The organism is Citricoccus sp. K5, assembly GCF_902506195.1.
Classification (GTDB): Bacteria; Actinomycetota; Actinomycetes; order Actinomycetales; family Micrococcaceae; genus Citricoccus.
Genome location: NZ_LR732817.1, coordinates 3,508,128 through 3,529,848, shown reverse-complemented (window position 1 = coordinate 3,529,848; position 21,721 = coordinate 3,508,128). Strand labels below are relative to the sequence as shown.

The following is a 21,721-nucleotide window of genomic DNA, read 5'->3' as shown; positions in this document are numbered from 1 at the left end:
CGCGCCGGGGCGGTCGCGTCAAACGGCCTGCCGGTGAGACGGCGGATGCACAGGTCCTTGCCAGTTCCCCGTCAGGTGGAGTGCGGGGTGGACGGTGGAGGGGCCAGTGGAGTGGACGGCGGATGCCCCGGCCCCGTCCAGGCCCGCCAGACGGACAGCCCCAGCGTGCCGAAGTCGGTGGAGACCTCCAGGGGAGTGACGGCGGTCCCGTCCTGGTGGAGCGCCGGAAGATAGGCCGCGACGACGGCGGCACCGGGCAGGACGAGGACCGAGGCGAACCCCGTCTGAGACAGGTCTCCGGTCGGTTCGCCGCTCAGTGCGCCGGCCGGCTCCCACCCGGCCACGGTGTGGTGCGGCACCGTCCGTGGTCCGAAGCCCGGCAGCGCGCTGGCCAGGCCGGCCGGCTCGAAGACCTGGCCCATCCAGCCCAGTACCGGTTCGGGCAGCCGGGACAGCGCGGTGCACAGGTCAGCCGGCGTCGTCACACCGGCCTCCGGCTCGAACCCCGTGACCTCGGTATCCGCCAGGTTCCCATCGGTGACCACGGTGCGGGCCACGTCCAGCAGGTCGACACCCCGGCCCGCTAAGAACTCGAGCACCGCCTGGAGGCACGCCCCATCGCCGGTCCCCACGAGGAGGGACAGCGCGTCGTCCACCGTCAGCTGCAGCTCGCTGTCCATCCTCCGCAGGGTCCCCGTCCGGGACGCCCTGCGGTGGTCGGCGGTCAAGGTGAGTCGCTCCCCCAGCAGCCCGGGATCGGACTCGGCCAGCCGGGCCACCGCCGCGGCGAGCACCAGCATGCCGGTGCCAGCGAGCGGATGGCGGGCGCCGGCGTCGTGAGAGGACTCCCTGCCGTCCGAGAACCGGACGGCGAAGCGCAACTGTGGATACGCCGCCGGGATGTCACCGAGGCGCAGGGCACGCACGGCAGGCACCCGGCTCACGCGGTGACCACCGGCACGGCCCAGTCCTCGATCGCGCGGCCGACCTCGGCGAAAGCGGTGAAGACGGCGTTGCGGCCCGGAATCCCGTCCGGCAGGGCGGTGGGGATGGTCTCGGCATAGACAGCGACGGCGGCCAGCGGCGCCCCGTGCGCGCCCAGCGCCAGCCCCACCTGGGACAGCGAGCGCAGGCCCCGTCCGTTCTTCTCCGCGAAGCTGATGCGCGTGGTCGCGGCCCCGAGGCGCGGGGTGTAGATGCCCTGCATGAGGCCGATGATCCGTCGGCAGTCCTCGGGGAGGAGCTGGAGTCGGGCGGCGGCGCCGACGGACGCTGACCCCTCGCGAGCGCCGGAGCCGATCAGCGCCAGCAGATGGGCCTGGTCGGCGGCGGTGGTGACGGTGAGCCCGTCGATCGGGTGGTGCCAGGCGAGTCCACCGGTGCGCGGGAAGACCTCACGGTGGAGGGTGGAGCGCATCCCGGCCCAGGCGCAGTAGTCGTTGACGTATTGCAGCGCCTCACGTTCGGCCGTCGCGCCGGTGACTCGGCGGGCAGTCTCGCTGTCCGCCGCGCCGCCGCCCACGGCTGCACCGATCGCCTCGAAGACCAGCTGGGTGCAGATGTTGTCCGAGGTGCACATCATCTGCGTCAGGCAGTCCGCCAGGGTCAGCTCGAGCCCGGCGCTGAGGGTGCGCATGATGCCGGCCTGGACGCCGTCCCGGTGCGCCTCGGTAATCGTGTGCCGCTGGTCGAGGTCCAGCCGGCCGGCACGGGCGAGCGCGAGCACCGCGCAGAGGATGCTCACCTTGCGCGTGGAGAAAGAGGGCACCACCGAGTCCGCGCCGTCACCGATGGCGTGCGCGCCGCCGGCCGGGACGACTCCACCGATCGGAACAACGCGCCAGGACACGGAGAAGGGCTGGTCTCGCAGGAGAGGGCCGAGGCGGCGCTCCACCGCGGAGCGGCGATCCTGACTCAGCAGTGATGTGTCCACCGCTCCTCCTGGTGTTCTCTCGTGCTGCCACGCGCGGTCCGGGTCCAGGTGGCGCGCTGGTGACTTCCGGACCCTGGCTGGGTATTTCCGGACCCTGTGCGGGAACCTATCACCCGATTCACCCGGCATCACGCTTGCCGGCGTTCCGCACCACCCTGACCCTGTCTGCCGGCCACCGGATCGAAGACGCGACTGCGCCCCACCGGGGAACCCGGAGGGGCGCAGTGGCGCACGGCATGCGGAGACTGCCGGAAGGGGACGGCGGCTACAGCCGGGTCGCCATCTTCTCACTCTCGCCGACGGTGCCGGACGGCCCGGAGGTAACGGTCGCAGCCGTCGAACCGGCCGGTCCCGAAGGATCCACAGGCTCTCCGCCGCCAGAACCGCCTGGCCCGCCGGAACCGCCGTCGGGACCCTCCCCGGTGCCGCCCAAAGCGGCGGCCGCCTTCTGGCGACGGTGACGCAGGTGCTGCAGGGCGCTGACCACGAGGGCCAGGACCAGCACGGAGTACAGGATCACGGTGACCGGGCTGGAGACCAGGACGGACACGTCACCCTCGGAGACGGTCAGCGCGCGGCGCAGTTCGGTCTCGGCCAGCGGCCCGAGGACCACGGCGATCAACACGGGGGCCAGCGGGAACTGGTAGCGCCGCATCACGAAGCCCAGCACGCCGATCACCAGGAGGACCCAGAGGTCCAGGGTCGAGGAGCTGATGGCGTACACGCCCAGCATGGCCAGCACCGTGATGCCCGCGTAGAGGTAATGGCGCGGGATCAGCAGCAGCTTGGCCCACACCACCGCGAACTGCATGTTCAGGATGACCAGGACCACCAGGCCGATGAACAGTGAGGCCAGCAGGGTCCAGACCAGTTCACCGCTGCGCTCGAAGAGCAGGGGGCCGGGCTGCATGCCGTACTGCTGGAAGGCGGCCAGCATGATCGCCGCCGTGGCGGAGGTGGGCAGGCCGAGCGCGAGCAGTGCGCCCATGGCGGTGCCGGCGGTCGCGTTGCCCGCAGCCTCGGGAGCGGCCACACCGCGGATGGAGCCGGTCGAGCCGAATTCCTTGTCCCCGCGGCGCTTGGCCAGGCGCTTCTCGGTGCCGTAGGCCAGGAACGTCGGGACCTCGGCACCGCCGGCGGGGATGATGCCGAAGGGCACACCGAATGCCGTTCCGCGCAGCCAGGCCGGCAGGGCCTTGCGGACGTCCGAGCGTTCCAGCCGGGCCCGGCCGTTGGTGCCGATCCGCTCCATGGCGGGATCCCGGTGGATGCGGCCGGCGATGTGCAGCACCTCTCCGAGGGCCAGCAGGCCCACGGTGATGACCACGATCGAGATGCCGTCGAACAGCTGCGGCATCCCCAGGGTGTACCGGACGGTGCCGGAGGGCCCGTCCACGCCCACCATGGCCAGGACCAGGCCGATGCCGAGGGCGCCCAGTCCCTTCACCACGGACTCGGAGACCACGGAGGAGATGGCCAGGAAGGCGAACACGGCCAGCGCGAAGTACTCGGCCGGGCCGAACGCGGTGGCCATCTTGACCAGGAGGGGCGCGAAGAACACCACCAGGGTGGTGGCGATCAGCCCGCCCACGAAGGCGCCGACGGCGGCGGTCGCCAGAGCCTTGGCGGCCCGGCCGTCCTTGGCCATCCGATGGCCTTCGAACGAGCCGGCGATCGCCGCGGAGTTGCCGGGGGTGTTCAGCAGGATGCCGGCGGTGGAGTCGCCGAAGAGGCCACCGAAGTAGACACCGGCGAACATGATGAACGCGGCAGTCGGGTCCAGGGTGAAGGTGATGGGCAGCAGCAAGGCCACGGCCATCGAGGAACCCAGGCCGGGCAGCACGCCCACGGCGGTGCCCAGCAGGGCGCCGATCAGCACCCACAGCAGGTTGATCGGGGTGAGGGCGGCACCGAAGCCCTCGAGCAGGAGGTTCAACTGGTCCATGTCAGATCAGTCCTTCCAGGAAGCCGCCGGGCAGGTTCAACCCGAGTCCGGCGTTGAAGGCCAGCTGGATGACCGAGGAGAACACCAGCGAGATGATGAGGTCGAACAGTGGCCGCTGGCTGCCCAGGGCCTTGCAGACCACCCAGAACAGGCCGGCCGCGGAGAGCACCCAGCCCAGGATGGGCAGCACGAGGATGAACACGGCGATCCCGCCGACGATCAGTCCCACGGTCTTCCAGTCGGTGTACGTCTTCCAGCCCTGGGGCAGCGTGGCGCCCGGGGTGCGGCCCGCGATCCGCTCCCGGCCGCGCTCGGAGGCGGAGGCCAGGTCGCCGAGCAGGTCTGAGGACGTGTCCGCGTTCACCGCATCGTCGGTGAGGTCCGGCAGCCGCGGATTGCGCAACAGCTGGATGGCGTGGACGAGTGCGACGGCGTAGAGCACGATGCAGACGATCGTCGGGAAGAACTGGGGCCCCGGCACGGAGTCGCCCATGACGTTCATGGTCGCCGTCTCGATGGCGAGCCAGGTGGCGATGATGGCGACCAGCAGGGGCATGATCAGTTCGCTGCGGCCGGCCCAGAACCCGCGGCGCGCGGTCCCGCCCCGGGGAACGGCCGACGTCGGGCCCTGCGGTCCGCCGGCGGTTCCGGCCGTCTCAGCCGGATTTCCGGCCGGGGGTACAGTCTGCTGCTGGCTCACAGTCCGAGTCCTTCCACGATGTCTTCGGTCCGGGAGATCTCCTCGTCGAGGAATGCCTCGAACTCGTCGCCCGTCATGTAGCTGTCCGTCCAGCTGTTGCGTTCGAGGGCGTCCTGCCAGTGCTCCGTCTGGCGGTACTCCTCCACGATCTCCAGCAGTTCGCCCCGGTCCTCCTCGGAGACGCCGGGCGCTGCCGCCAGGCCGCGCCAGTTGGCCATCTCGGCGTCCACGCCCTGCTCCAGGAAGGTGGGCACGTCCACGCCGGGCAGCCGCTCCTTCGAGGAGATGGCCAGGGCCCGCAGGTTTCCGGCCTCGATCTGGTCCGCCACCTCGTTGTAGCCGGACATGCCGGCCACGGTGGTGCCGGAGAGCATGGACGTCAGGGCCTCACCACCGCCGGAGTAGGCGATGTAGTTGGTCTTCGACGGGTCGATCCCCACCTTCTCCGCCACGAGGCCGGTCAGCAGGTGATCGATCGAGCCGAGCGAACCGCCGGAGATGGAGGTTCCACCCGGGTCCTGCTTCCACGCTTCGATGAAGTCGTCCAGGGTCTCGTACGGCGAGTCGGCGGGCACCACGAGGGCGGCGTAGTCGTCAGCCAGCCGGACCAGCGGCTCGACATCGTCCATGGAGACCCCGGAGTCCGCCAGCTCAACCGCGCCGACCATCACTCCGCCGGTGACCATCATCATGTCCGAGCGGCCCTCCATCTGGGCGAACTGTCCCAGGCCGATGGTGCCACCGGCTCCGGGGACGTTGACGACCTGGACATTGTTGGAGATGCCATCGGATTTGATGGCCTGCTGGGATTCGCGGGCGAAGCCGTCCCAACCGCCGCCGGGTGCCGCCGGTGCCATCAGCACCAGCTTGGATCGGGCGGTGGCCTCGCCTCCGCCAGCGGCGGCGTTGACCAAGGCAAGGCCGACGACGCCGGCGGCTGCCACGCCGAGGGCGGCCTTGGTGAAGGTGCGTGAACTCATGGTCTTCCGTACTCTCTACGTCAGTGATTCGGACCACTTAAGCCGTGGCCGATCCTCCACGTTGACAGAAACGTGATCCATGGCACAGCGGAATCATGGTTGTGGTCATAAGGGGTGGTTAAGAAACTTCTGACAACGCTGCAACGCTGCATCGCTGCACCGCTGCACCGCACCACCGCACGTTCGTCCATCCGCACCCAAGACAGCCCCTTGATCCCCCAGGAGTCCGACACGGTGTTTCATCCCCCGCCCCGCCTGCACGGGCCCCGGCCCCGCCGCCGGTTCCGCCTGCAACTGATCACCCTGCAGCTGGCCATCGTGCTGCTGACGGTGCTGGCCGTGGCGGCCATCGTGCTGCGCTTCGAGGAACTGCGCACCCGGGACCTCGCCTTCGAGGAGGTCCACACCGTGGCCACCGAGATCGCCAGCGTCCCCGAGGTGATCGCCACGGTGAACGCACCGGATGCGGTGGAGAGAATCCAGCCCATCGCCCATCTGGCAGAACGGGCCGCTGGGGTCGAGTTCGTGGTCGTCGCGGACCAGGACGGCATCCGGGTGGCCCACCCCGACCCGGCGCAGATCGGCCAGCCGGTCTCCTCGGACCACGCCCTGATCCGCGCCGGTGAGACCTTCCGAGGCACCGAAGAGGGCCCCCTGGGGGTGTCGCTGCGCTCCAAGGTACCTATTTGGGACGGCGACGAGGTGGTGGGCACCGTCTCGGTGGGCCTGCTGCAGAGCGAGATCCGCGCCGACCTGCTCGAAGTCGTCCTCGGCTTCGCCCCCTGGGTCCTGCTGGCCGCCGGTCTCGGCACCGCCGGGGCCGCCTGGGCCTCACGCTATGTGCGCACGAGGATCTACGGGGCCGGCCCGGAGGAGATGGCCGGACTGCACCAGTCCCGCCAGGCACTGCTGCACAGCGTCGGAGACGGCGTCATCGGCGTGGACGAGGACGGCACCATCACCCTCGTGAACGATGAGGCCACCCGACTGCTCGGGGTGGGGCCGGACGTCGAGGGCCGCCCGGCCGCCGAGGTGCTGGACGCGGACCTGGCCGCACTCCTGGCACCCTCCCCCACACAGGGCTCGTCCGGCCCACGCGCGGACGAGGCCGACTGGGACCTGACGACCTTCGCCCTGGCCGGCGAACGCATCCTGCTGGCCCGGGTGCGGCCGGCGCGGGCTCAGGGCCGGCAGATCGGCCGGACCCTGACCGTGCAGGACCGCACCGAGCTGGAGTCCAGCCTGCGCGAGTTGGAGGGCCAGCGCAGCCTGACCGAGACCCTGCGGTCACAGACCCACGAGTTCTCGAACCGGCTCCACGTGATCTCCGGTCTGCTGTCCCTTGGCGAGACCGAGGAGGCGCAGGAGTACATCCGGGGCCTGACGGGCCTGGCCGGCGGCCCCTTCCAGCACGATCTCTCCGATGCCTCCCTGTCCGCGCTGGTCGGCGCGAAATCCGCGCTCGCCCGGGAGGCCGGCGTCGTGCTGGAGCTGACTGCCGACGGCTCGGTCGAGGAGGACTGGCATGCGGACGATGACGCCCTCACGGTGGTGGCCAATCTGCTGACGAATGCCATCGAGGCGGCCGGGGACGGCGGCCGGGTGATGCTGGAGGTGACCGCCGGGGCCGCCGGATTCGCGGTCCAGGTGGACGATTCGGGTCCCGGGCTGGACCCGGGCTCGGCGCAGACGCTGTTCCGGTGGGGCGCCTCCACCAAGGACACCGGCCCCGCGTCATCTCGTCCCGCCGGAGGCCGTGGCATCGGCCTCGCCCTGGTGGACCGGATCGCGCGACGCCGGCACGGCCGGGTGGAGGTCACCCCGTCACCGTGGGGCGGGGCTCGGTTCCGGGCCGCCTGGCCGGCGTCCGCCGACACCGGAACAGGCACCGGAACCGGGGACGACGCTGACATCGGGCGAAACGACACCGGGACACCGAACACCGAGGACAGATGGGACATCCGTTGATCAGGACACTCGTGGTGGATGACGACTTCGCGGTCGCGGGGATGCACCGGCGCTTCGTAGAGGCCCTCGACGGTTTCGAGGTGGTCGGAGTCCTGGAACGCGGTCTGCCGGTGGCGGAGTTCCTGGCTCGGCACGAGGTGGACCTCGTGCTGCTGGACGTACACCTGCCGGACCGGGGCGGCGTCCAGGTGCTGGAGGATCTGCGGGCCGCGGGCAACGATGTCGCGGTGATCATGGTGACTGCCGCCAGCGAGCGGGACACCGTCCGCCGGGCGGTGGGCCATGGCGTGGACGGGTACCTGGTCAAGCCGTTCAGCCGCGAGGAGTTCAATGGGCGCCTCCGGGAGTTCGCCGCCCTCCTGGCCGCCCACGGTGGCTCCGGCCAGGGCGCCGGCAGCACCCCTGAACTGGACCAGACCGAGATCGACCGGTTGGTCCGGGGCGCATCCGGCCGGGCCCCGGGCAACGTGGGTCGGCCGGCGAAGTCCAGCTCAGCGTCGTGGTCCAGCACAGCGGCGCAGTCGGGCCCCGGGGCGCCACCGAGCGGACCCCCGGACCGCCTGCCCAAGGGCTACTCGGCCCCCACGCTGAACCTGGTGGAAACCGCGTTGCGGGAGGCCGGGGCAGGCGTCGACCTCTCGGCACGAGAGGTGGCGGCGGCCTGCGGGATCTCCCGGGTCAGCGCCCGCCGCTATCTCGAGCTGCTGACCGATCGCGGCCGATCCGAGCTGCGCCCGCGCTACGGTGCCACCGGGCGACCGGAACACCGGTACGCCTGGATCGGCTGAGGCCCGGACGACCTCATACCCCTTTTCCGAGCACCCCTTGCACCTCTGTCCACATTTGTATACATTCGTGCACAGTCGTCGGGCGGACCGGCGAGCCGACTGAAAGGGACCCTCATGACCACCTCCCCCACCCCGGACGCCCGCACCGGCGGCATCCAGACCGGCGCCGGCCTGGATGCCGACGTCATCGTCGTCGGCGGCGGCAACGCGGCGTTCACCGCCGCCCACGCAGCAGCCGAGCGGGGCCGGAGGGTGCTCCTGCTGGAGAAGGCCCCCCGCGGCGCCTTCGGCGGCAACAGCTACTACACCGCCGGCGCCACGCGCATCGCCCATGCCGGCATCGAGGACTTGAAGGACTTCATCGAGCCGGACGAGCGCCACGCCGCCACCGAGGTCCCCCCGTACTCCGCTGAGGACTACGCCGCGGACCTCGTCCGGGTCACCGACGGCCGCAACGACCCCGAGCTGACCGAGGTCCTGGTGCACGAGGCCGCACCGAACCTGCGGTGGCTGCAGTCGCTGGGGTTGAAGTACCGCCTGATGTACGAGCGCCAGGCCTACCAGCGCGAAGACGGCAGCTACCTGTTCTGGGGCGGTCTGCACGTGGGCAACGTCGGCGGCGGCGAGGGCCTCATGCATGACCACGTCCGCGTGGCCGAGCAGCTGGGCACCGAGGTCCGCTACGGACAGGACGTGACCGGGCTGGTCGTCGAGGAGGGCCAGGTCCGGGGCGTCACCGTCCGCCAGGAGGACGGGTCCCTGCAGGAGCTGCGAGCCGAGTCCGTGATCCTGGGCGCCGGCGGCTTCGAGTCCAATGCCGAGTGGCGCCGCGAGCACCTCGGCGAGGGCTGGGAGAACGCCAAGGTCCGCGGCACCCCCTTCAACAACGGGGACATGATCGCCGCCGGCCTCGAGATCGGCGCGCAGAAGGCCGGGCATTGGGCCACCTGCCACTCCACGCAGTGGGATGCCTTCACCCCGAACAACGAGTCCAATCGGGAACTCACCAACCGCTTGACGCGCCAGTCCTACCCGCTGGGGATCATCGTCAACACCGAAGGCCAGCGCTTCGTGGACGAGGGCGAGGACTTCCGCAACTACACCTACGCGAAGTTCGGCCGGGAGATCCTCCAGCAGCCGGGCTCGGTCGCCTACCAGATCTTCGACGCCCCCCTGCGGGCCATGCTGCGGTCCGAGGAGTATGAGATGCCCGGCATCACCGTGGCCGAGGCAGACACCCTCGAGGAGTTGGCCGAGAAGATCGGGATCGCCCCGGAGGCCCTCACCGGGACCGTCCAGGACTACAACGGGTCCATCGACACCACCATCCCCTGGGACCCCACCGTCAAGGACGGCCGCCGCGCCGAGACCACCCCGGTCAAATCCAACTGGGCCACGCCCCTGACGGAGGGACCCTTCTACGCCTACGCGGTCACCTGTGGCATCACGTTCACCTTCGGCGGCCTGAAGTCGGACACCCACGGCCGCGTCCTGGACGCCGAGGGCGAGCACATCTCCGGGTTGTACGTCTGCGGTGAGATGCTCGGCGGCCTGTTTGCCGGCAACTACCCCGGCGGTTCCGGCCTGGCCGCGGGCGTGGTCTTCGGTCGACGCGCCGGTACGCTGGCCTGATATCGGAAGGCGTGCCGGCCGGCGTCGGGAGAAGGATTCTCCCGACGCCGGCCGGCACCGCTGAGAGCGGACGAAGGGGACACCTGTGGCAGGGAAGATGGACGCCGCCGCGATGCACGGCGAGCTCAAGGCGGAGATCCTCCGCGGCGAGCACTCCCCCGGCACCCCCTTCCGCGAAGTGGCCCTGGCCGAGCGGTTCGGGGTCTCCCGAACCCCGGTGCGCGAGGCCCTGGGCCGGCTGCAGCAGGAGGGCCTGCTCGAGCGCGGGACCCGGGGACTGCAGGTACGGCGCCTGGACCCCGAACAGCTCATGCAGGTCTATGACCTCCGCATCCTGCTGGAGGGACAGGCCGCCGAAGAGGCCGCCTCCGCCCGGACGGAGCTGGATCTGGTCCGGCTGGAGGGGCTCCTCTCCCGGGACCAGGCCCTCACGGACCCGGACAACGCCACCCGGCTGGACACCAACATCGAGTTCCACGAGGCGCTGTGGTCGGCCGCCCGGAACCCCATCCTGCGTGATCTGCTGGACCGGCTCTCCACCCACCAGATCCATGCGCCGACCTCCACCCTCACCACACCGGGACGCTGGGAGCAGTCCCTGGATGAACACGCGGAGATCATCCGCTGCATCCGGGAGCACGAAGCCGCCGGCGCGCGTGAGGCCATGCGGGCCCACATGTCCACGGCCCGGGCCCTGCGGCTGAGGATGCTCAGCCACGCCATGGGCTGACGGCACCGGCAGACGGCACCGACTGGCCGGGCTGCCTGACGGCACCGGCGGGAGCGCACACCGGGCCGCCCGGTTGAGAGGTTTCCGCTGGTCAGTCGCCATGTTTTCGGACCCGCAGCCTCCGGACGGAACCCGTTCGGCGTGTCGTTCGGCGTGGCGTTTTCGTCCGCGTGGTTTCAGCGATAGTGTCCTGCCCGATGCCCGCTCTGGGCAGACCCGGAATCCCCTCATTTGGAGGACATCATGTCCACTCCGCTGTCTCTTTCCACGTCCGAAATCCCCACCACGGGCACCTACTCGGCCACCACCGAGCGCGTCACGTTCTGGGCTGTCACGGGCATCATCTCCGCGGCCGCCGCCGTCGGCGTCTTTGAAGTAGTCCTGCACCTGCTGGGGTAAGAGAACCCTGCCGCCGGCCCGGACCTCAGAACTCCCGCAGGTAACAGAGCATGCGGTAGTCCTCGCCGGGCTGGATGTTCGTGAACCCGTGCCGTTCGTAGAAGCGCCGGGTGTCCTCGTCGATCTCATCCACGTTGATGTGCATCTCCTCGCTGCCTCGCGCCCTGACCTGCTCGATGGCGTCCAGCAGCAGTTCGGTGCCGATGCCCCGTCCCCGCTGCCCCGGCCGCACGTACAGCTCCTCGAGCTGTGCCAACGGTCCGTCGCCGTACGGCGTCGGGCGCAGGGTCAGGAACGCGAAACCCGTCGGCGCCGTGGTGCTGCCCGAGAGCAGCACGAGCACGTCGTCGCCCACCAGCAGCGTGCCGAAGCGCGCCGCGAAGTCCTCCGCGGAGGGCGTGGGCGAGCCGAACTCCGTGTTGAAATCGTGCAACAGCCGGCCCACGACGCCGGCCTGGGCGGGTCCCGCTCGCATCGTCACCATGGGTCTATAGTCTCCCGGGTCACGCACCCTCGGCCAGCGTGCCCGCGGTCGGATTGCCCAGAGCCGGCCACGTCATCAACCTGACGTGGCCGGACGCCGCCCGGCGATGCACCTATCATGGCCGCAGACGAACCCACGCCGTGGCTCACGCGCGCCCGGGTCCTGGGTGGTCCGATCAACCAGCAGGGGATACGCCATGACGCAGCACCCACACGGTCAGTCCAAGACGTTGCCGGGCCGCACGGCGGACCTGCAGCGCTTGAACGCCGTGTGGGAACGGGTGCAGACCGGCGTCCCCCAGTTCGTCGCCGTCGAAGGCCCCGCCGGCATGGGCAAGACCACCCTGGTGGAGACCTTCCTCAACGGCAAGCGCAATGTGCTGCCGGCGGTGGAGGTGTATCCCACCGATGCGGACGTCCCCGGGGCGCTGATCCAGCGTCTGTTGTCCACCATCACCGGCCAGTACCGGGCCCAGTGGCCCACTGCGGTGGAGGACTACGTGCAGGTGGTCCTCGACACCATCCAGACGCTCGGGGAGACGGCCGATGGGTCGGTGATCACCGTGGTGGAGGACCTCCAATGGGCGGACCGGTTCTCCGCCGAGGTGCTGTTGCGGTGCGCCCAGGCCATGATCTCGGCGCCCTTCATGATCATCCTGACCTTCCGCCCGCAGGCCTCCGAGCTCACCGTCGGCATCGAGCACTTCCTGGCCTCAGGGCGCCGCGGTACCCACCTTCAGCTGGACCCGTTGGGAGCCACGGACTGCCGGCAGGTCCTGCGGGAGCGGCTGGGTATCCCCGTGTCCGAGGACTTCGCCCGCAAGGTCCACGGCGGCACGGGCGGGGTCCCCCTGCTGGTGGGCGCGGTGGCAGCGTGGCTGGACCAGGCCCCGCCGGGACACCGCCGCCTGCAGGATGCCATGGCGGCTCTGAGCACGGGCCAGAATGCGTCCCAGCGCCTGTTCGGCCGTGCCCTGCAGTCCTCGTTGGAGGCGGTCTCACACCATCTGCGGGACACGCTCAGCCTGCTGGCGGTGGCCGGCGAGCCACTCCACATCGTGCACCTGAGCGGCGCGTTGGTGGAGCTGGGGTACCCGGGCCTGCCGGATCATGGTCTGCTGGACTCCGACCAGGTACGCATCACGCACACCGCGGGCACGGTGTCCCTGTCCCACCCGCACCTGGCCACGCTCGTGGCGGCCCAGCTTCCGACCAGGCGTCGTGCGGAACTGCACCGGATCCTCGCCCCGATCCTGAACGGGCCGGTGGCCCTCGGGCACCGGGTCCAGGCACAGCGGCTTGACCCGGAGCCGGCGGAGACGCCGCTGCTCGTCCGGACGCTGATGCAGTACGGAGGAGAGGCACTGGGCCGCGGAGACGGGGTGGCGGCCTTCGGCCACTTCCATCAGGCCCTGCGGTTGACCGGGGATCCGGTCGCCCTGACTCTGGCGCTGCGCGCCACCATTCTGGCCCGCAGGCCGGACCTGGTGCTCGAGTTGCGGGATGTCCTGGCCGGGTTGCCCCAGAGCCGCTCAGGGTGCGCGGCACGTGCCTGGGATCTGCTCGCCTCGGAGGACCTGGAGGGGGCGGTGGACCAGATTCGGCAGGGCCTCCACCTGCCGGAGGACGATCCCGGGCGGGCCGGCCTGCTCCTGCTCGGCCATGCCCTGGCCGCTGCCGGACGTACCGCTTATGCCACCGCGCGGTTCGGCGCCGTGGGCAGCACCATCGATGCCCTGTTGGCGGAGCTGGTGCCGGTGCGCCGCGAGTTCGAGCACGCTGCCCGGCAGGACCCCCAGGCTCTGCGCCAGGTGAGTGAGGCGCGCTCCGTGGAGGCCCTGCTCGCCCTCTGGTCCGGCCTGCGGCATGGCGACCGCAGCCGCGTGGGAGAGTTCACCGAACAGATGACATCCCTGCTGGAGGACCTGCGTCCCGTCCCGGGAACCAAACCTGTGCGGAGCGTGATCTCGGCGGTGATCGGCTCGCGCCTCCGCGCCCAAGGGGAGGTGGCCGCCGCCTCCCGGATCCTCGATGCCACAGCCCAGGACGCCCAGGTTCCCCGCGAGCAGCGGGTGTTCCTGGAGACCACCCTGAGTCAGTTGGCCTTCCACCAGGGAGCCTGGGACCGTGCGCTGGAGCATGCCACGCAGGCCGTGGACAGCTGCCTGATGCAACCGCTCGATTCCGGGGTCCGCTCCGCCTATGCCACGGCAGCGCTGGTGCCGTTGGCCCGTGGCGAACAGCAGGCCGGCCGCCAATTGCTCCAGCGAGCGGTGGCCGACGCCGGCACCACCAGTGAGGTGGTGGACTGCGCCGTGGCCTTCGCCCGCGCCATGGGCGCCACCTTCGCCAGTGACCACCCGGAGGCCGCGCGTCAGTTCCAGCTCATCGAGTCCACCCGGGTGGGGTGGGCCACTGCCGGGTTCACCACGGTCTGCCTGTACGCGCGGGCCCTGGCGGAGACCGGCCAGATGGACCGCCTGCAGGCCCTCGCCGTCCACGCCACGGAGGGCATGGACTCCGCCCCGGAGGGCGTCCTGCGTGCTGTGGAGGCGGCCACGCTCGGCGCCCTGTACCGGGCGCGGGCTCAACCGGACGAGGCACGGGAGCAGTTGGTGGAGGCCCTGGCCGCCCTGGACGCCGAGCCGGTTGCGTACGTGGCCGGCATCGGTCCGGATGTCCCGCCCGGTGGGGGCCATGCCCTGGTCCGGGCCTTCCTGGCCCTGGACCTGTCCCGGCTCGCCATGGACGGCACGGGCACCGGCGAGCGCCCCGAGGAAGGAATGCGCGACGCCGGCCGGTGGGCCCGCCAGGCCGCCGACTTCTTCCTGCGGTGCGGCGCGATGCCACTCCAGGGTGCGGCGGAGGAAGTCGTCACCGGCCTGCGGAAGCGGCAGGAGGACACAGCCACCGGGCCGGCGGCGGGCCAAGGGGCAGAACGCGCCCATGAACCGGTCTCGGCTCCGGCACAGGCTGCATTCCGGTTGATGGCCGAGCTCTCCACCCGCGAGCGGCAGATCGCCGTCGCGGTCGCTGAAGGCAAGGCCGATCGCGAGATCGCCACCGAGCTGTTCCTCAGCGTGCGCACGGTGGAGTACCACGTCGGCAATTGCCTCGAGAAGCTCGGGATGACCAGTCGCGTGGAACTGCGAAAGGCTCTGCAGCCGGCCACCCTGACCCTGCTGGTCCCGGCACTGTCCGGGGCCGGCCCCGAGGACGGCGTCCCGGCAGACCAGAACCGTCCGAGCGCACCCTGAGGATCGCGCCCGGCCGCGCCTCAGTCCTCGTACATGGCGATGAAGCGGCCGACCACACCGCCCACGCGGAGCTTGTCGATCGCTTCGGGGATGTCGGCGTGGGTGATGTGGTTGATCGGCGGGTTGAGCTGGCCGGAGCGCATCAGCTCGTAGATGCCCGCCAGGTCCTCCTTGGTTCCGGACTTGGAGCCCTTGATGGACAGCTGATTGACGATCAGCGGGTAGGTGTTGATGGTCGATTCGAGCCGGCCCATGCCGACCTGGACCAGGGTGCCGAACTCCGCCAGCGTCTCGATGGCCGCCGAGGTGGTGGTGCCGAAACCGGCGTAGTCGACGATGAGGTCGAGGCCCAGGTCCTTGAAGGTGTCGATCGAGTCGGCCACGCCGGCCAGACCGATCTCGTCGGCGAGCTTCCGGGTCTCCGGGTTGATCTCCGCCCCGTAGACCTCCGCGCCCACCAGCGCCGCCGCGCGCGCCCCGATGTACCCCAGTCCGCCCAGGCCGATGACGCCGACCTTCATACCCTTCTTCGCGCCGCCGACGGCCATCATCGCGTGGTAGGAGGTCAGGCCGGCGTCGGTGGCCATGGCCCCGAGGTCGAAGGCGACCTCGTCCGGGAGAGCGACCAGGTTGTCGTCCGTGGCGAGCATTCGGGGGGCGAAGCCACCGTCCCACTTGCCGTAGCCCAGGGCGTCGCCGTCGGACATCACCGGGGCCAGGCCCACGCGGTCCCCGACCTTCCAGTGGTCCATGCCCTCGCCGACCTCGCTGATCACGCCGGCGGATTCGTGGCCCATGGTGCGGGGCAGGCCGTGCCGGAAGAGGGCCATCCAACCCGGGTCATCGATCGTGGTGACATCGGAGTGGCAGACGCCGGACGCCTTGACGTCCACGACGACCTGCCCGGGACCCGCCTTCGGCTCCGCGACATCATTGAGTTCCAGGGGCTTGTCTGTACCAACGAACTGCCAGGCCTTCATGAATCAACCTCTCTGTGATGCGTTTGTGGTGCATCGGTGGTGAGTGACGAGGCGGGGACCGCCCCGGCGCCACGATGGTGGCTGGCGCACGTCCAACCCTAAGCACATCGCTGGCCGGTGGGCAGTGCTGCCGCACCCAGCCTATTGCGCACAATTGAATAGTGCGCAATGCTTTCGCCATGAGCATCACATCCCCGGAAGACACCGTCCGCCTGGAGGACCAGGTGTGCTTCGCCCTGTATGCGGCCGCCCGGGCGGCTCAGCAGGCCTACCGCCCCCTGTTGGATGAGCTTGGCCTGACCTACCCGCAGTACCTCGTGCTGTTGGTGCTCTGGGAGCAGGACGGGCAGACCGTCTCCGCCCTCGGTGATCGGCTGCACCTGGACAGCGGCACGCTGTCCCCACTGTTGCGGCGCCTGGACGAGCACGGCCTCATCACCCGCGAGCGCCAGTCGACGGATGCCCGCCGGGTCGCCGTGCACCTGACCGCCGCAGGCCAAGCCCTCCGCTCGCGCGCCGCCGAGATCCAGGGCTGCCTACAGGACGCCGTGGCGCTGTCCCCGAAGGACCTGATGACCCTCCGGGATCTCTCCCGCCGGTTCGCCGGCTCGGACGCCTGACCTCGACCTCAACCCAACCTCACCCCAAGGAGACCCCATGAAGACCGTGTACACCGCAGAAGCCCTCTCCACCGGAAGTGGCCGCAACGGCCACACCCAGACCGCCGACGGCACGATCAGCCTGGACCTCGCCACCCCGAAGGAGATGGGCGGCACCGGTGACGGCGCCAACCCGGAACAACTCTTCGCCGCCGGCTACGCTGCCTGTTTCCATTCGGCCTTGCAGGGAGTGGCCCGCCAGGCGAAGAAGGACCTCGGCGAGTCCAGCGTCGGTGCCCGCGTGGGCATCGGGTCGAATGACGACGGCGGCTACAGCCTGGAGGTCACCCTCGAGGTGGTCATCCCGGACCTTCCTCGGGACGAGGCGCAAACCTTGGCGGACAAGGCCCACCAGGTCTGCCCCTATTCCAATGCCACCCGCGGGAACATTGATGTCACCGTGAACGTGGTGCAGGACTGATGCCCTCGCTCTCCGACTTCACGGCCCGCACGGCTACCGGCGAGGATCGGCCGCTGTCCGACTACGCGGGGCAGGTGGTGCTCGTGGTCAACACGGCCAGCCAGTGCGGTCTGACCCCGCAGTTCGAGGGTCTGCAGGAGCTCTACTCCGACTACCGGGACCGCGGGCTGGTGACACTCGGCTTCCCCTGCAATCAATTCGCCCACCAGGAGCCGGGCACGGACGCCGAGGCCAGTGAGTTCTGCCAGCTGAACTACGGCGTCGACTTCCCCATGTTCGCCAAGGTGGAGGTCAACGGCTCCGGCGCGCACCCGCTGTTCGCCTGGTTGCGGCAGGAGACCTCGGGGCTGCTCGGCGGCGCGGTCAAGTGGAACTTCACCAAGTTCCTGATCGGCCGGGACGGGACCGTCCTCGAGCGCTTCGCTCCGACCACCGCCCCCGAGAAGATGCGCGGCGCGATCGAGAAGGCACTCGCTGAGCAGTGATCAGGTGAGAAGGTGGGCCCACAGAGGAGCATGCGGAGCCACCGAGAGCGGACCATGAGAGGACTCCCATGAAGGGGCAGGCGCGGCTGCGCTTCACCGGCCACATCGCCGGCGCCGGCACCACGGGCGGGACCCGGCTGGTCCTCGGACGCTGGGAGAGTTCCCCGCACGGGCCGTTCGCGGACGTGATGGTCCAGCGCCCGGACGGCCACCGGATCCTGCTCGCTCCGGACGCCTGGGTGGCCGAGTTCGTGGCGGCCACCTACACCTTCGACGAGGTACGTCAGGTGCCGGTCCAGGTCCAGGTGCCCGACGCCGGCGCTGCCGCCGGCTCCCGCTGGCACATCACCGCCGGCCCCCTGGAGTGGGCCTTCCAGGTGGGTGGCCGGACGCCGCTGGGCCACATGCTGCGTGCCGTTCCCGGACCGGTGGGACGCAGCCTGGCCATGGCGCGGATCACCGACCGGGTGGCCCGATGGACTATGCCCGGCGTCCGGACTCTGGGCAGCGCGGGGAACGACCGCCTCGAGTGGTACGCCGCTCGCGACCTGCACCGGATCACGGCTTCCACCGCCGCCTGGGCGGGAAAGGACTTGGGCAGGCTGGCAGATCTGGATCCGCCGGCGGAGTTCGGCTTCAGCTCCACTCCGCCCCAGCCGAGCCTGACGACCCTGACGAGCACCGTCCGCCTGCCCCGCTGACGCGGGCGCTGGCGCCTCAAGTCCTGATCACCACCCTGACGGCCGGCCCGTCACTCCGGAGACGCCGCGCGGCCCCTTCTCGCAACGTTTGCCGAGGACGTGTCGTTATTGCGGGTACGGCGTCTCGCCGCGTTCGAGCATGCCGACCAGCTTGGCCAGCCGATTGGTCCGGCTCGTCGGGCTCGGCGCGGTGAGGACCCGATGCAGGATGGCGTACCGGTTCTGGCCGTTGAGGGTGGCGAAGGTGGCGGCAGCCGCCGGTGACGCGGCAAGCATGGCGGCCAGATCCTCCGGGACCTCAGCCGTGGCTGGGCCCGCGTAGGCGCGGTCCCACCGGCCATCGGTCTTCGCCCGGTCAATCTCGGCCTGGCCCCGGGGCCGCATCCGCCCCTGCTCGATCAGCTCGGCCACGAGCGTGACATTGCGCTGGGACCACATCGAGGCCTTGCGGCGCGGCGTGTACCGCTGACGGTAGGTGGTGGCGTCGATGGACTTGGACTGGCCGTCGATCCAGCCGCTGCACAACGCTTCCCGCAGGGCCTGCTGGTAGGTCAGCGACGTCGGGGAGGTCGCCCCCTTCTTGGCCAGCATCAGCCAGATGCCGTCCGAACTCTCCTCGTGCGCATCCAGCCACTCCCGCCAGGCCGCAACGTCCTCCACGATCAGGACCTCGGGTTCCTCGACTGCAGACGTGTTCTTCATGTAGGTCCTTAGTGGCCGGTCTGATTCTTCGCCATCCTACTCAGGCACCACCGTACGAGCACCGAGGTCACGGTGATCCCCGCGAGGCCGCAGAAGTACCCGTTGAGTCCCCCCGCAGGTCATGCAAAGATGTGACTCATCCCACATCCGTCTCATGTGTTGATCCCTCGCCGTCTCACCTCTGCACCACCCTGAGGAGACACCATGAGCCCATCACCCGCATCCTCCGACCCGACTCCCACCTCCGGCGGTGACTCGACCGCAACGGCGACCGTCGCGCCCAAGCCGGCCATCCGGCGTCGTACGTTCTTGGGGGTGGGCGCCGCCGCTTTCGGGGCGACGGCCATCGGCACCGGAGCACTCACGGGGCTGACCTCCAGCTCCCGCGCCAACGCCGCCGTGACCATTCCGGCCGAGGACAGAGATCCGCTGAACCTGCTGCAACGCATGCTCTCGTTCGACACCCAGAACTCCGGGCAGGGCGGCAAGACCCGGCCGCATGCCGAGATGCTCAAAGCGGTCTGGGACCGGGCGGGCGTGGATGCGGAGATCATCGAGACGCCCCAACCGGACAACGTGCACCTGATCGCGCGGATCGCCGGCACCGGCGCCGCGGAGCCCCTGCTGCTGCTCGGACACTCGGACGTGGTGCCCGTGGAGCTGGAGAACTGGTCAGCGGACCCCTTCTCCGGCGAGGTGAGGGACGGAGAGGTGTACGGCCGTGGCGCCCTGGACATGAAGGGCGCGAACGCCGCGAGCATCAGCGCCCTGCTGCGCCACCTCCAGGAAGGAGCCCGATTCGATCGGGACATCATCGTCCTCACGGACTGCGATGAGGAGGCCGGATCCTTCGGCTCCCGGTGGCTGGCCGAGAACCACTGGGACAAGATCAACGCCGGTTCGGTCCTGACCGAGGGCGGCTGGTTCCTGGCCCAGGGAGACGCGACCACCCCGATGCTCATCACGGCCACCCGCCAGGACAAGGTCTACTTCAACCTGGACATCACCGCGGACGGCACCGCCACACATTCGTCCAAGCCGATGCCGGACGCGGCCATGGTCACGCTGTCCCGGGCGCTGGCCGACCTGGGCGACTGGGAGGCACCCGTCCACCTGACCGATGTGACCCGCGAGTACTTCAAGGCCCTGGCCGCATCCACCGATGACCGACGTTTCGCCCAGGCCATCCGGATGCTGCTCTCGGCACGGTCCGCCAAGATGCGGGAACGAGCCGAGAAGCTCGTGGTCTCCCGCTCCGACTACCCCTACCTGCACCGCGCCCTGCTGCGGACCACGCATGCCTTCGTGATCCAGGAGGCCGGGTACAAGGAGAACGTGATCCCCTCCAGTGCCACGGCCCGGCTGAACTGCCGCGCGGTTCCCGGAGGGCAGAAACCCCGGGAATTCCTGAAACAGGTGCGAGCCCTGTTGGCCCGGCGGGACGTGGAGGTCAGCATCGCCGCCCCGGAGGGGACGGGCGAGGAGGACTACCTCAACGAGTTGGACCAGACGTGGGGTGCTCCCCCGGCGGACATCGACACCGATCTGTTCCACGCGCTGTCCGGAGCGGCTGAGGAGACCTACCCGGATGCTGCCTTCGCTCCGGCCCTGTTCGAGGCCGGAACCTCCCTGGCCCCCTGGCGCGCCCAGGGCATCCCCGGATATGGCGTCTACCCCTACGTGCTGTCCAACGAGCAACTGATCGGGATGCATGGCGACGACGAACGGATCTTCGTGGAGGCACTGAAGACCGGGACGGACTACATGTACACGGTGTTCGAGAGGTTCCGGGTGGGGTGACCCCTACGCCGAGGCCCGGACCACCAGCTCTGGATCAAGCTGCCGGCTCTCCACATCCTTGCCGTCCATCCGCTCCAAGAGCAGTTCCAGCCCCTGGCGCCCGATCTGGTGCATCGGCGAGCGCACCGTGGTCAACCCCACCCCGCTAGCCAAGGGGGTGTCGTTATACCCGACGATCCTGACGTCCTCAGGGACGGACAGCCCCCGCTCTGCCAGGACGCCCAGGGCGCCGATGGCCGCGAAGTCGTTGACGGCGAACAGGGCGTCCGGCACACCGACGGTGTCCAGCAGGTGCCGGGTGGCCTCCTCGCCGGCCTCGGCGTCGAATCCGCCGGTGGCGATGTGCTCGGCGGGCACGTGGATGCCGTGCTCGGCCAGCCGTTCGGTGAATCCGGCCGTGCGGTCGATCGAGGTGGACATGCGGTCCTTACCGGCCAGTAGGAAGATCTTCTCCATTCCCAGTCCGGCCAGATGCTCCCCGGCGAGCTGCCCACCCAGGTAGTCGTTACAGGTTACGGAGGGGTATCCCGGAGACCGGCGGTTGACCAGCACGAAGGGGACGTCCTCCTGTTCGATCGCGGTCAGGGTGGAGCCGTCGAACGGGGTGTCCCCGAGGATCAGGCCGTCGATGCGCCGGTCCATCAGCTTCCGGACGCGGGCCGCATGGGACGCCGGATTGTCCAGGGAGTTCGCCACCACCGCCACGTAGCCGCGTTCGGCCGCGGCCTCGTCGATGCCCTCGTAGATGGTGGCGAGCACGTAGTCCTGCAACCGCGGCACCACCACCCCGATCAACCGCGACCGGGCCGTGCGCAGGGAAGCGGCGTAGGGGTTCTTGGCGTAGCCGACCTCGTGGGCCAGGGCCAGGATGCGCCGGCTGGTTTCCGGGGAGGCCCAGCGCGATTCCTCGCCCGCCGCATCATTCAGCACGCGCGACACCGTGGACGGACTGAGGCCGAGCTCCTGGGCCAGCCCCTTCAGGGTGACGGATGATCTCTTGCTCACGGTGGCCTTCGATGGTGGTCGGGTGCTGACGGACGCCTGACTCGCCCCGCAGGGCGGGAGGGAGCGCCGTCAGTCTACGGGCCGAACATGGAGTCTTGCATCACGTCGATTCCTACTCTAATATGCATCACATCACTTTACACAAACGTTTGT

Annotated in this window: 20 protein-coding genes; 11 read left to right on the top strand and 9 right to left on the bottom strand. The window is 70.0% G+C overall.

Going from position 1 to position 21,721, the window contains the following annotated elements:
- Positions 1-71: 71 nt before the first annotated feature.
- From BOSE125_RS15870 to BOSE125_RS15850, 5 genes are all read right to left on the bottom strand, one after another.
- Positions 72-944: a serine hydrolase gene (locus tag BOSE125_RS15870; RefSeq protein WP_159554125.1), complete on the bottom strand. Its 873-nt coding sequence runs from the start codon at positions 942-944 to the stop codon at positions 72-74.
- Positions 941-1,933: a serine hydrolase gene (locus BOSE125_RS15865; protein WP_159554123.1), complete on the bottom strand. Its 993-nt coding sequence runs from the start codon at positions 1,931-1,933 to the stop codon at positions 941-943. Before BOSE125_RS15865 ends, BOSE125_RS15870 begins: the two co-directional genes overlap by 4 nt.
- A 265-nt stretch (positions 1,934-2,198) precedes the next feature.
- Complete coding sequence (locus tag BOSE125_RS15860) at positions 2,199-3,878, bottom strand: tripartite tricarboxylate transporter permease (RefSeq protein ID WP_159554121.1); 1,680 nt, start codon at positions 3,876-3,878, stop codon at positions 2,199-2,201.
- Position 3,879: 1 nt separating this feature from the next.
- Positions 3,880-4,578, bottom strand: a complete 699-nt coding sequence (locus BOSE125_RS15855; RefSeq protein WP_201301231.1) for a tripartite tricarboxylate transporter TctB family protein — start codon at positions 4,576-4,578, stop codon at positions 3,880-3,882.
- On the bottom strand, positions 4,575-5,558 hold the full coding sequence (locus BOSE125_RS15850) for a tripartite tricarboxylate transporter substrate binding protein (RefSeq protein WP_159554119.1): 984 nt from the start codon (positions 5,556-5,558) through the stop codon (positions 4,575-4,577). The genes BOSE125_RS15855 and BOSE125_RS15850 overlap by 4 nt, the downstream gene beginning before the upstream one ends.
- 114 nt (positions 5,559-5,672) lie before the next feature.
- On the opposite strand from BOSE125_RS15850, the gene BOSE125_RS15845 reads away from it, so the two are divergent.
- From BOSE125_RS15845 to BOSE125_RS15825, 5 genes are all read left to right on the top strand, one after another.
- Positions 5,673-7,526, top strand: a complete 1,854-nt coding sequence (locus BOSE125_RS15845) for an ATP-binding protein (protein ID WP_159554117.1) — start codon at positions 5,673-5,675, stop codon at positions 7,524-7,526.
- Positions 7,511-8,314 (top strand): response regulator, encoded by an 804-nt coding sequence (locus BOSE125_RS15840; RefSeq protein WP_201301230.1) that lies wholly within the window; start codon positions 7,511-7,513, stop codon positions 8,312-8,314. Before BOSE125_RS15845 ends, BOSE125_RS15840 begins: the two co-directional genes overlap by 16 nt.
- Positions 8,315-8,428: 114 nt before the next feature.
- The gene (tcuA, locus tag BOSE125_RS15835; protein WP_159554115.1) at positions 8,429-9,946 is read left to right on the top strand and encodes an FAD-dependent tricarballylate dehydrogenase TcuA; all 1,518 of its coding nucleotides are present in this window, start codon (positions 8,429-8,431) and stop codon (positions 9,944-9,946) included.
- An 85-nt stretch (positions 9,947-10,031) separates the two neighbouring features.
- The gene (locus BOSE125_RS15830; protein WP_159554113.1) at positions 10,032-10,676 is read left to right on the top strand and encodes a GntR family transcriptional regulator; all 645 of its coding nucleotides are present in this window, start codon (positions 10,032-10,034) and stop codon (positions 10,674-10,676) included.
- Positions 10,677-10,919: 243 nt separating this feature from the next.
- Positions 10,920-11,075: a hypothetical protein gene (locus BOSE125_RS15825; protein ID WP_159554111.1), complete on the top strand. Its 156-nt coding sequence runs from the start codon at positions 10,920-10,922 to the stop codon at positions 11,073-11,075.
- A 25-nt stretch (positions 11,076-11,100) separates the two neighbouring features.
- Here the strand turns inward: BOSE125_RS15825 and BOSE125_RS15820 are convergent, their stop codons facing one another.
- A complete protein-coding gene (locus BOSE125_RS15820; protein WP_159554108.1) occupies positions 11,101-11,559 on the bottom strand; it encodes a GNAT family N-acetyltransferase in 459 nt (152 codons plus the stop codon).
- A gap of 196 nt (positions 11,560-11,755) precedes the next feature.
- Between BOSE125_RS15820 and BOSE125_RS15815 the strand changes: the two genes are divergently transcribed.
- On the top strand, positions 11,756-14,815 hold the full coding sequence (locus tag BOSE125_RS15815; RefSeq protein ID WP_159554106.1) for a LuxR family transcriptional regulator: 3,060 nt from the start codon (positions 11,756-11,758) through the stop codon (positions 14,813-14,815).
- Positions 14,816-14,835: 20 nt separating this feature from the next.
- Here the strand turns inward: BOSE125_RS15815 and BOSE125_RS15810 are convergent, their stop codons facing one another.
- Entirely contained in the window at positions 14,836-15,795 is a 960-nt protein-coding gene (locus BOSE125_RS15810) for a zinc-binding dehydrogenase (RefSeq protein ID WP_159554104.1), read from the bottom strand.
- Between the two features lie 179 nt (positions 15,796-15,974).
- Between BOSE125_RS15810 and BOSE125_RS15805 the strand changes: the two genes are divergently transcribed.
- From BOSE125_RS15805 to BOSE125_RS15790, 4 genes are all read left to right on the top strand, one after another.
- Positions 15,975-16,415, top strand: coding sequence for a MarR family winged helix-turn-helix transcriptional regulator (locus tag BOSE125_RS15805; RefSeq protein WP_159554102.1), 441 nt, complete (start codon positions 15,975-15,977; stop codon positions 16,413-16,415).
- Between the two features lie 37 nt (positions 16,416-16,452).
- On the top strand, positions 16,453-16,875 hold the full coding sequence (locus BOSE125_RS15800) for an organic hydroperoxide resistance protein (protein WP_159554100.1): 423 nt from the start codon (positions 16,453-16,455) through the stop codon (positions 16,873-16,875).
- On the top strand, positions 16,875-17,360 hold the full coding sequence (locus BOSE125_RS15795; RefSeq protein WP_159554098.1) for a glutathione peroxidase: 486 nt from the start codon (positions 16,875-16,877) through the stop codon (positions 17,358-17,360). Before BOSE125_RS15800 ends, BOSE125_RS15795 begins: the two co-directional genes overlap by 1 nt.
- Before the next feature lie 68 nt (positions 17,361-17,428).
- Positions 17,429-18,061: a hypothetical protein gene (locus BOSE125_RS15790; protein ID WP_159554096.1), complete on the top strand. Its 633-nt coding sequence runs from the start codon at positions 17,429-17,431 to the stop codon at positions 18,059-18,061.
- Positions 18,062-18,166: 105 nt separating this feature from the next.
- Here BOSE125_RS15790 and BOSE125_RS15785 read toward each other — a convergent pair whose 3' ends face one another.
- Complete coding sequence (locus tag BOSE125_RS15785; RefSeq protein ID WP_159554094.1) at positions 18,167-18,763, bottom strand: YdeI family protein; 597 nt, start codon at positions 18,761-18,763, stop codon at positions 18,167-18,169.
- A gap of 204 nt (positions 18,764-18,967) precedes the next feature.
- On the opposite strand from BOSE125_RS15785, the gene BOSE125_RS15780 reads away from it, so the two are divergent.
- Positions 18,968-20,563 carry a M20/M25/M40 family metallo-hydrolase gene (locus BOSE125_RS15780; RefSeq protein ID WP_159554092.1) on the top strand — a complete coding sequence of 532 codons (1,596 nt, stop codon included), beginning with the start codon at positions 18,968-18,970 and terminating at the stop codon, positions 20,561-20,563.
- A 3-nt stretch (positions 20,564-20,566) separates the two neighbouring features.
- On the opposite strand, the gene BOSE125_RS15775 is transcribed toward BOSE125_RS15780, so the two are convergent.
- Positions 20,567-21,568 carry a LacI family DNA-binding transcriptional regulator gene (locus BOSE125_RS15775; RefSeq protein WP_159554090.1) on the bottom strand — a complete coding sequence of 334 codons (1,002 nt, stop codon included), beginning with the start codon at positions 21,566-21,568 and terminating at the stop codon, positions 20,567-20,569.
- Positions 21,569-21,721 lie beyond the last annotated feature (153 nt).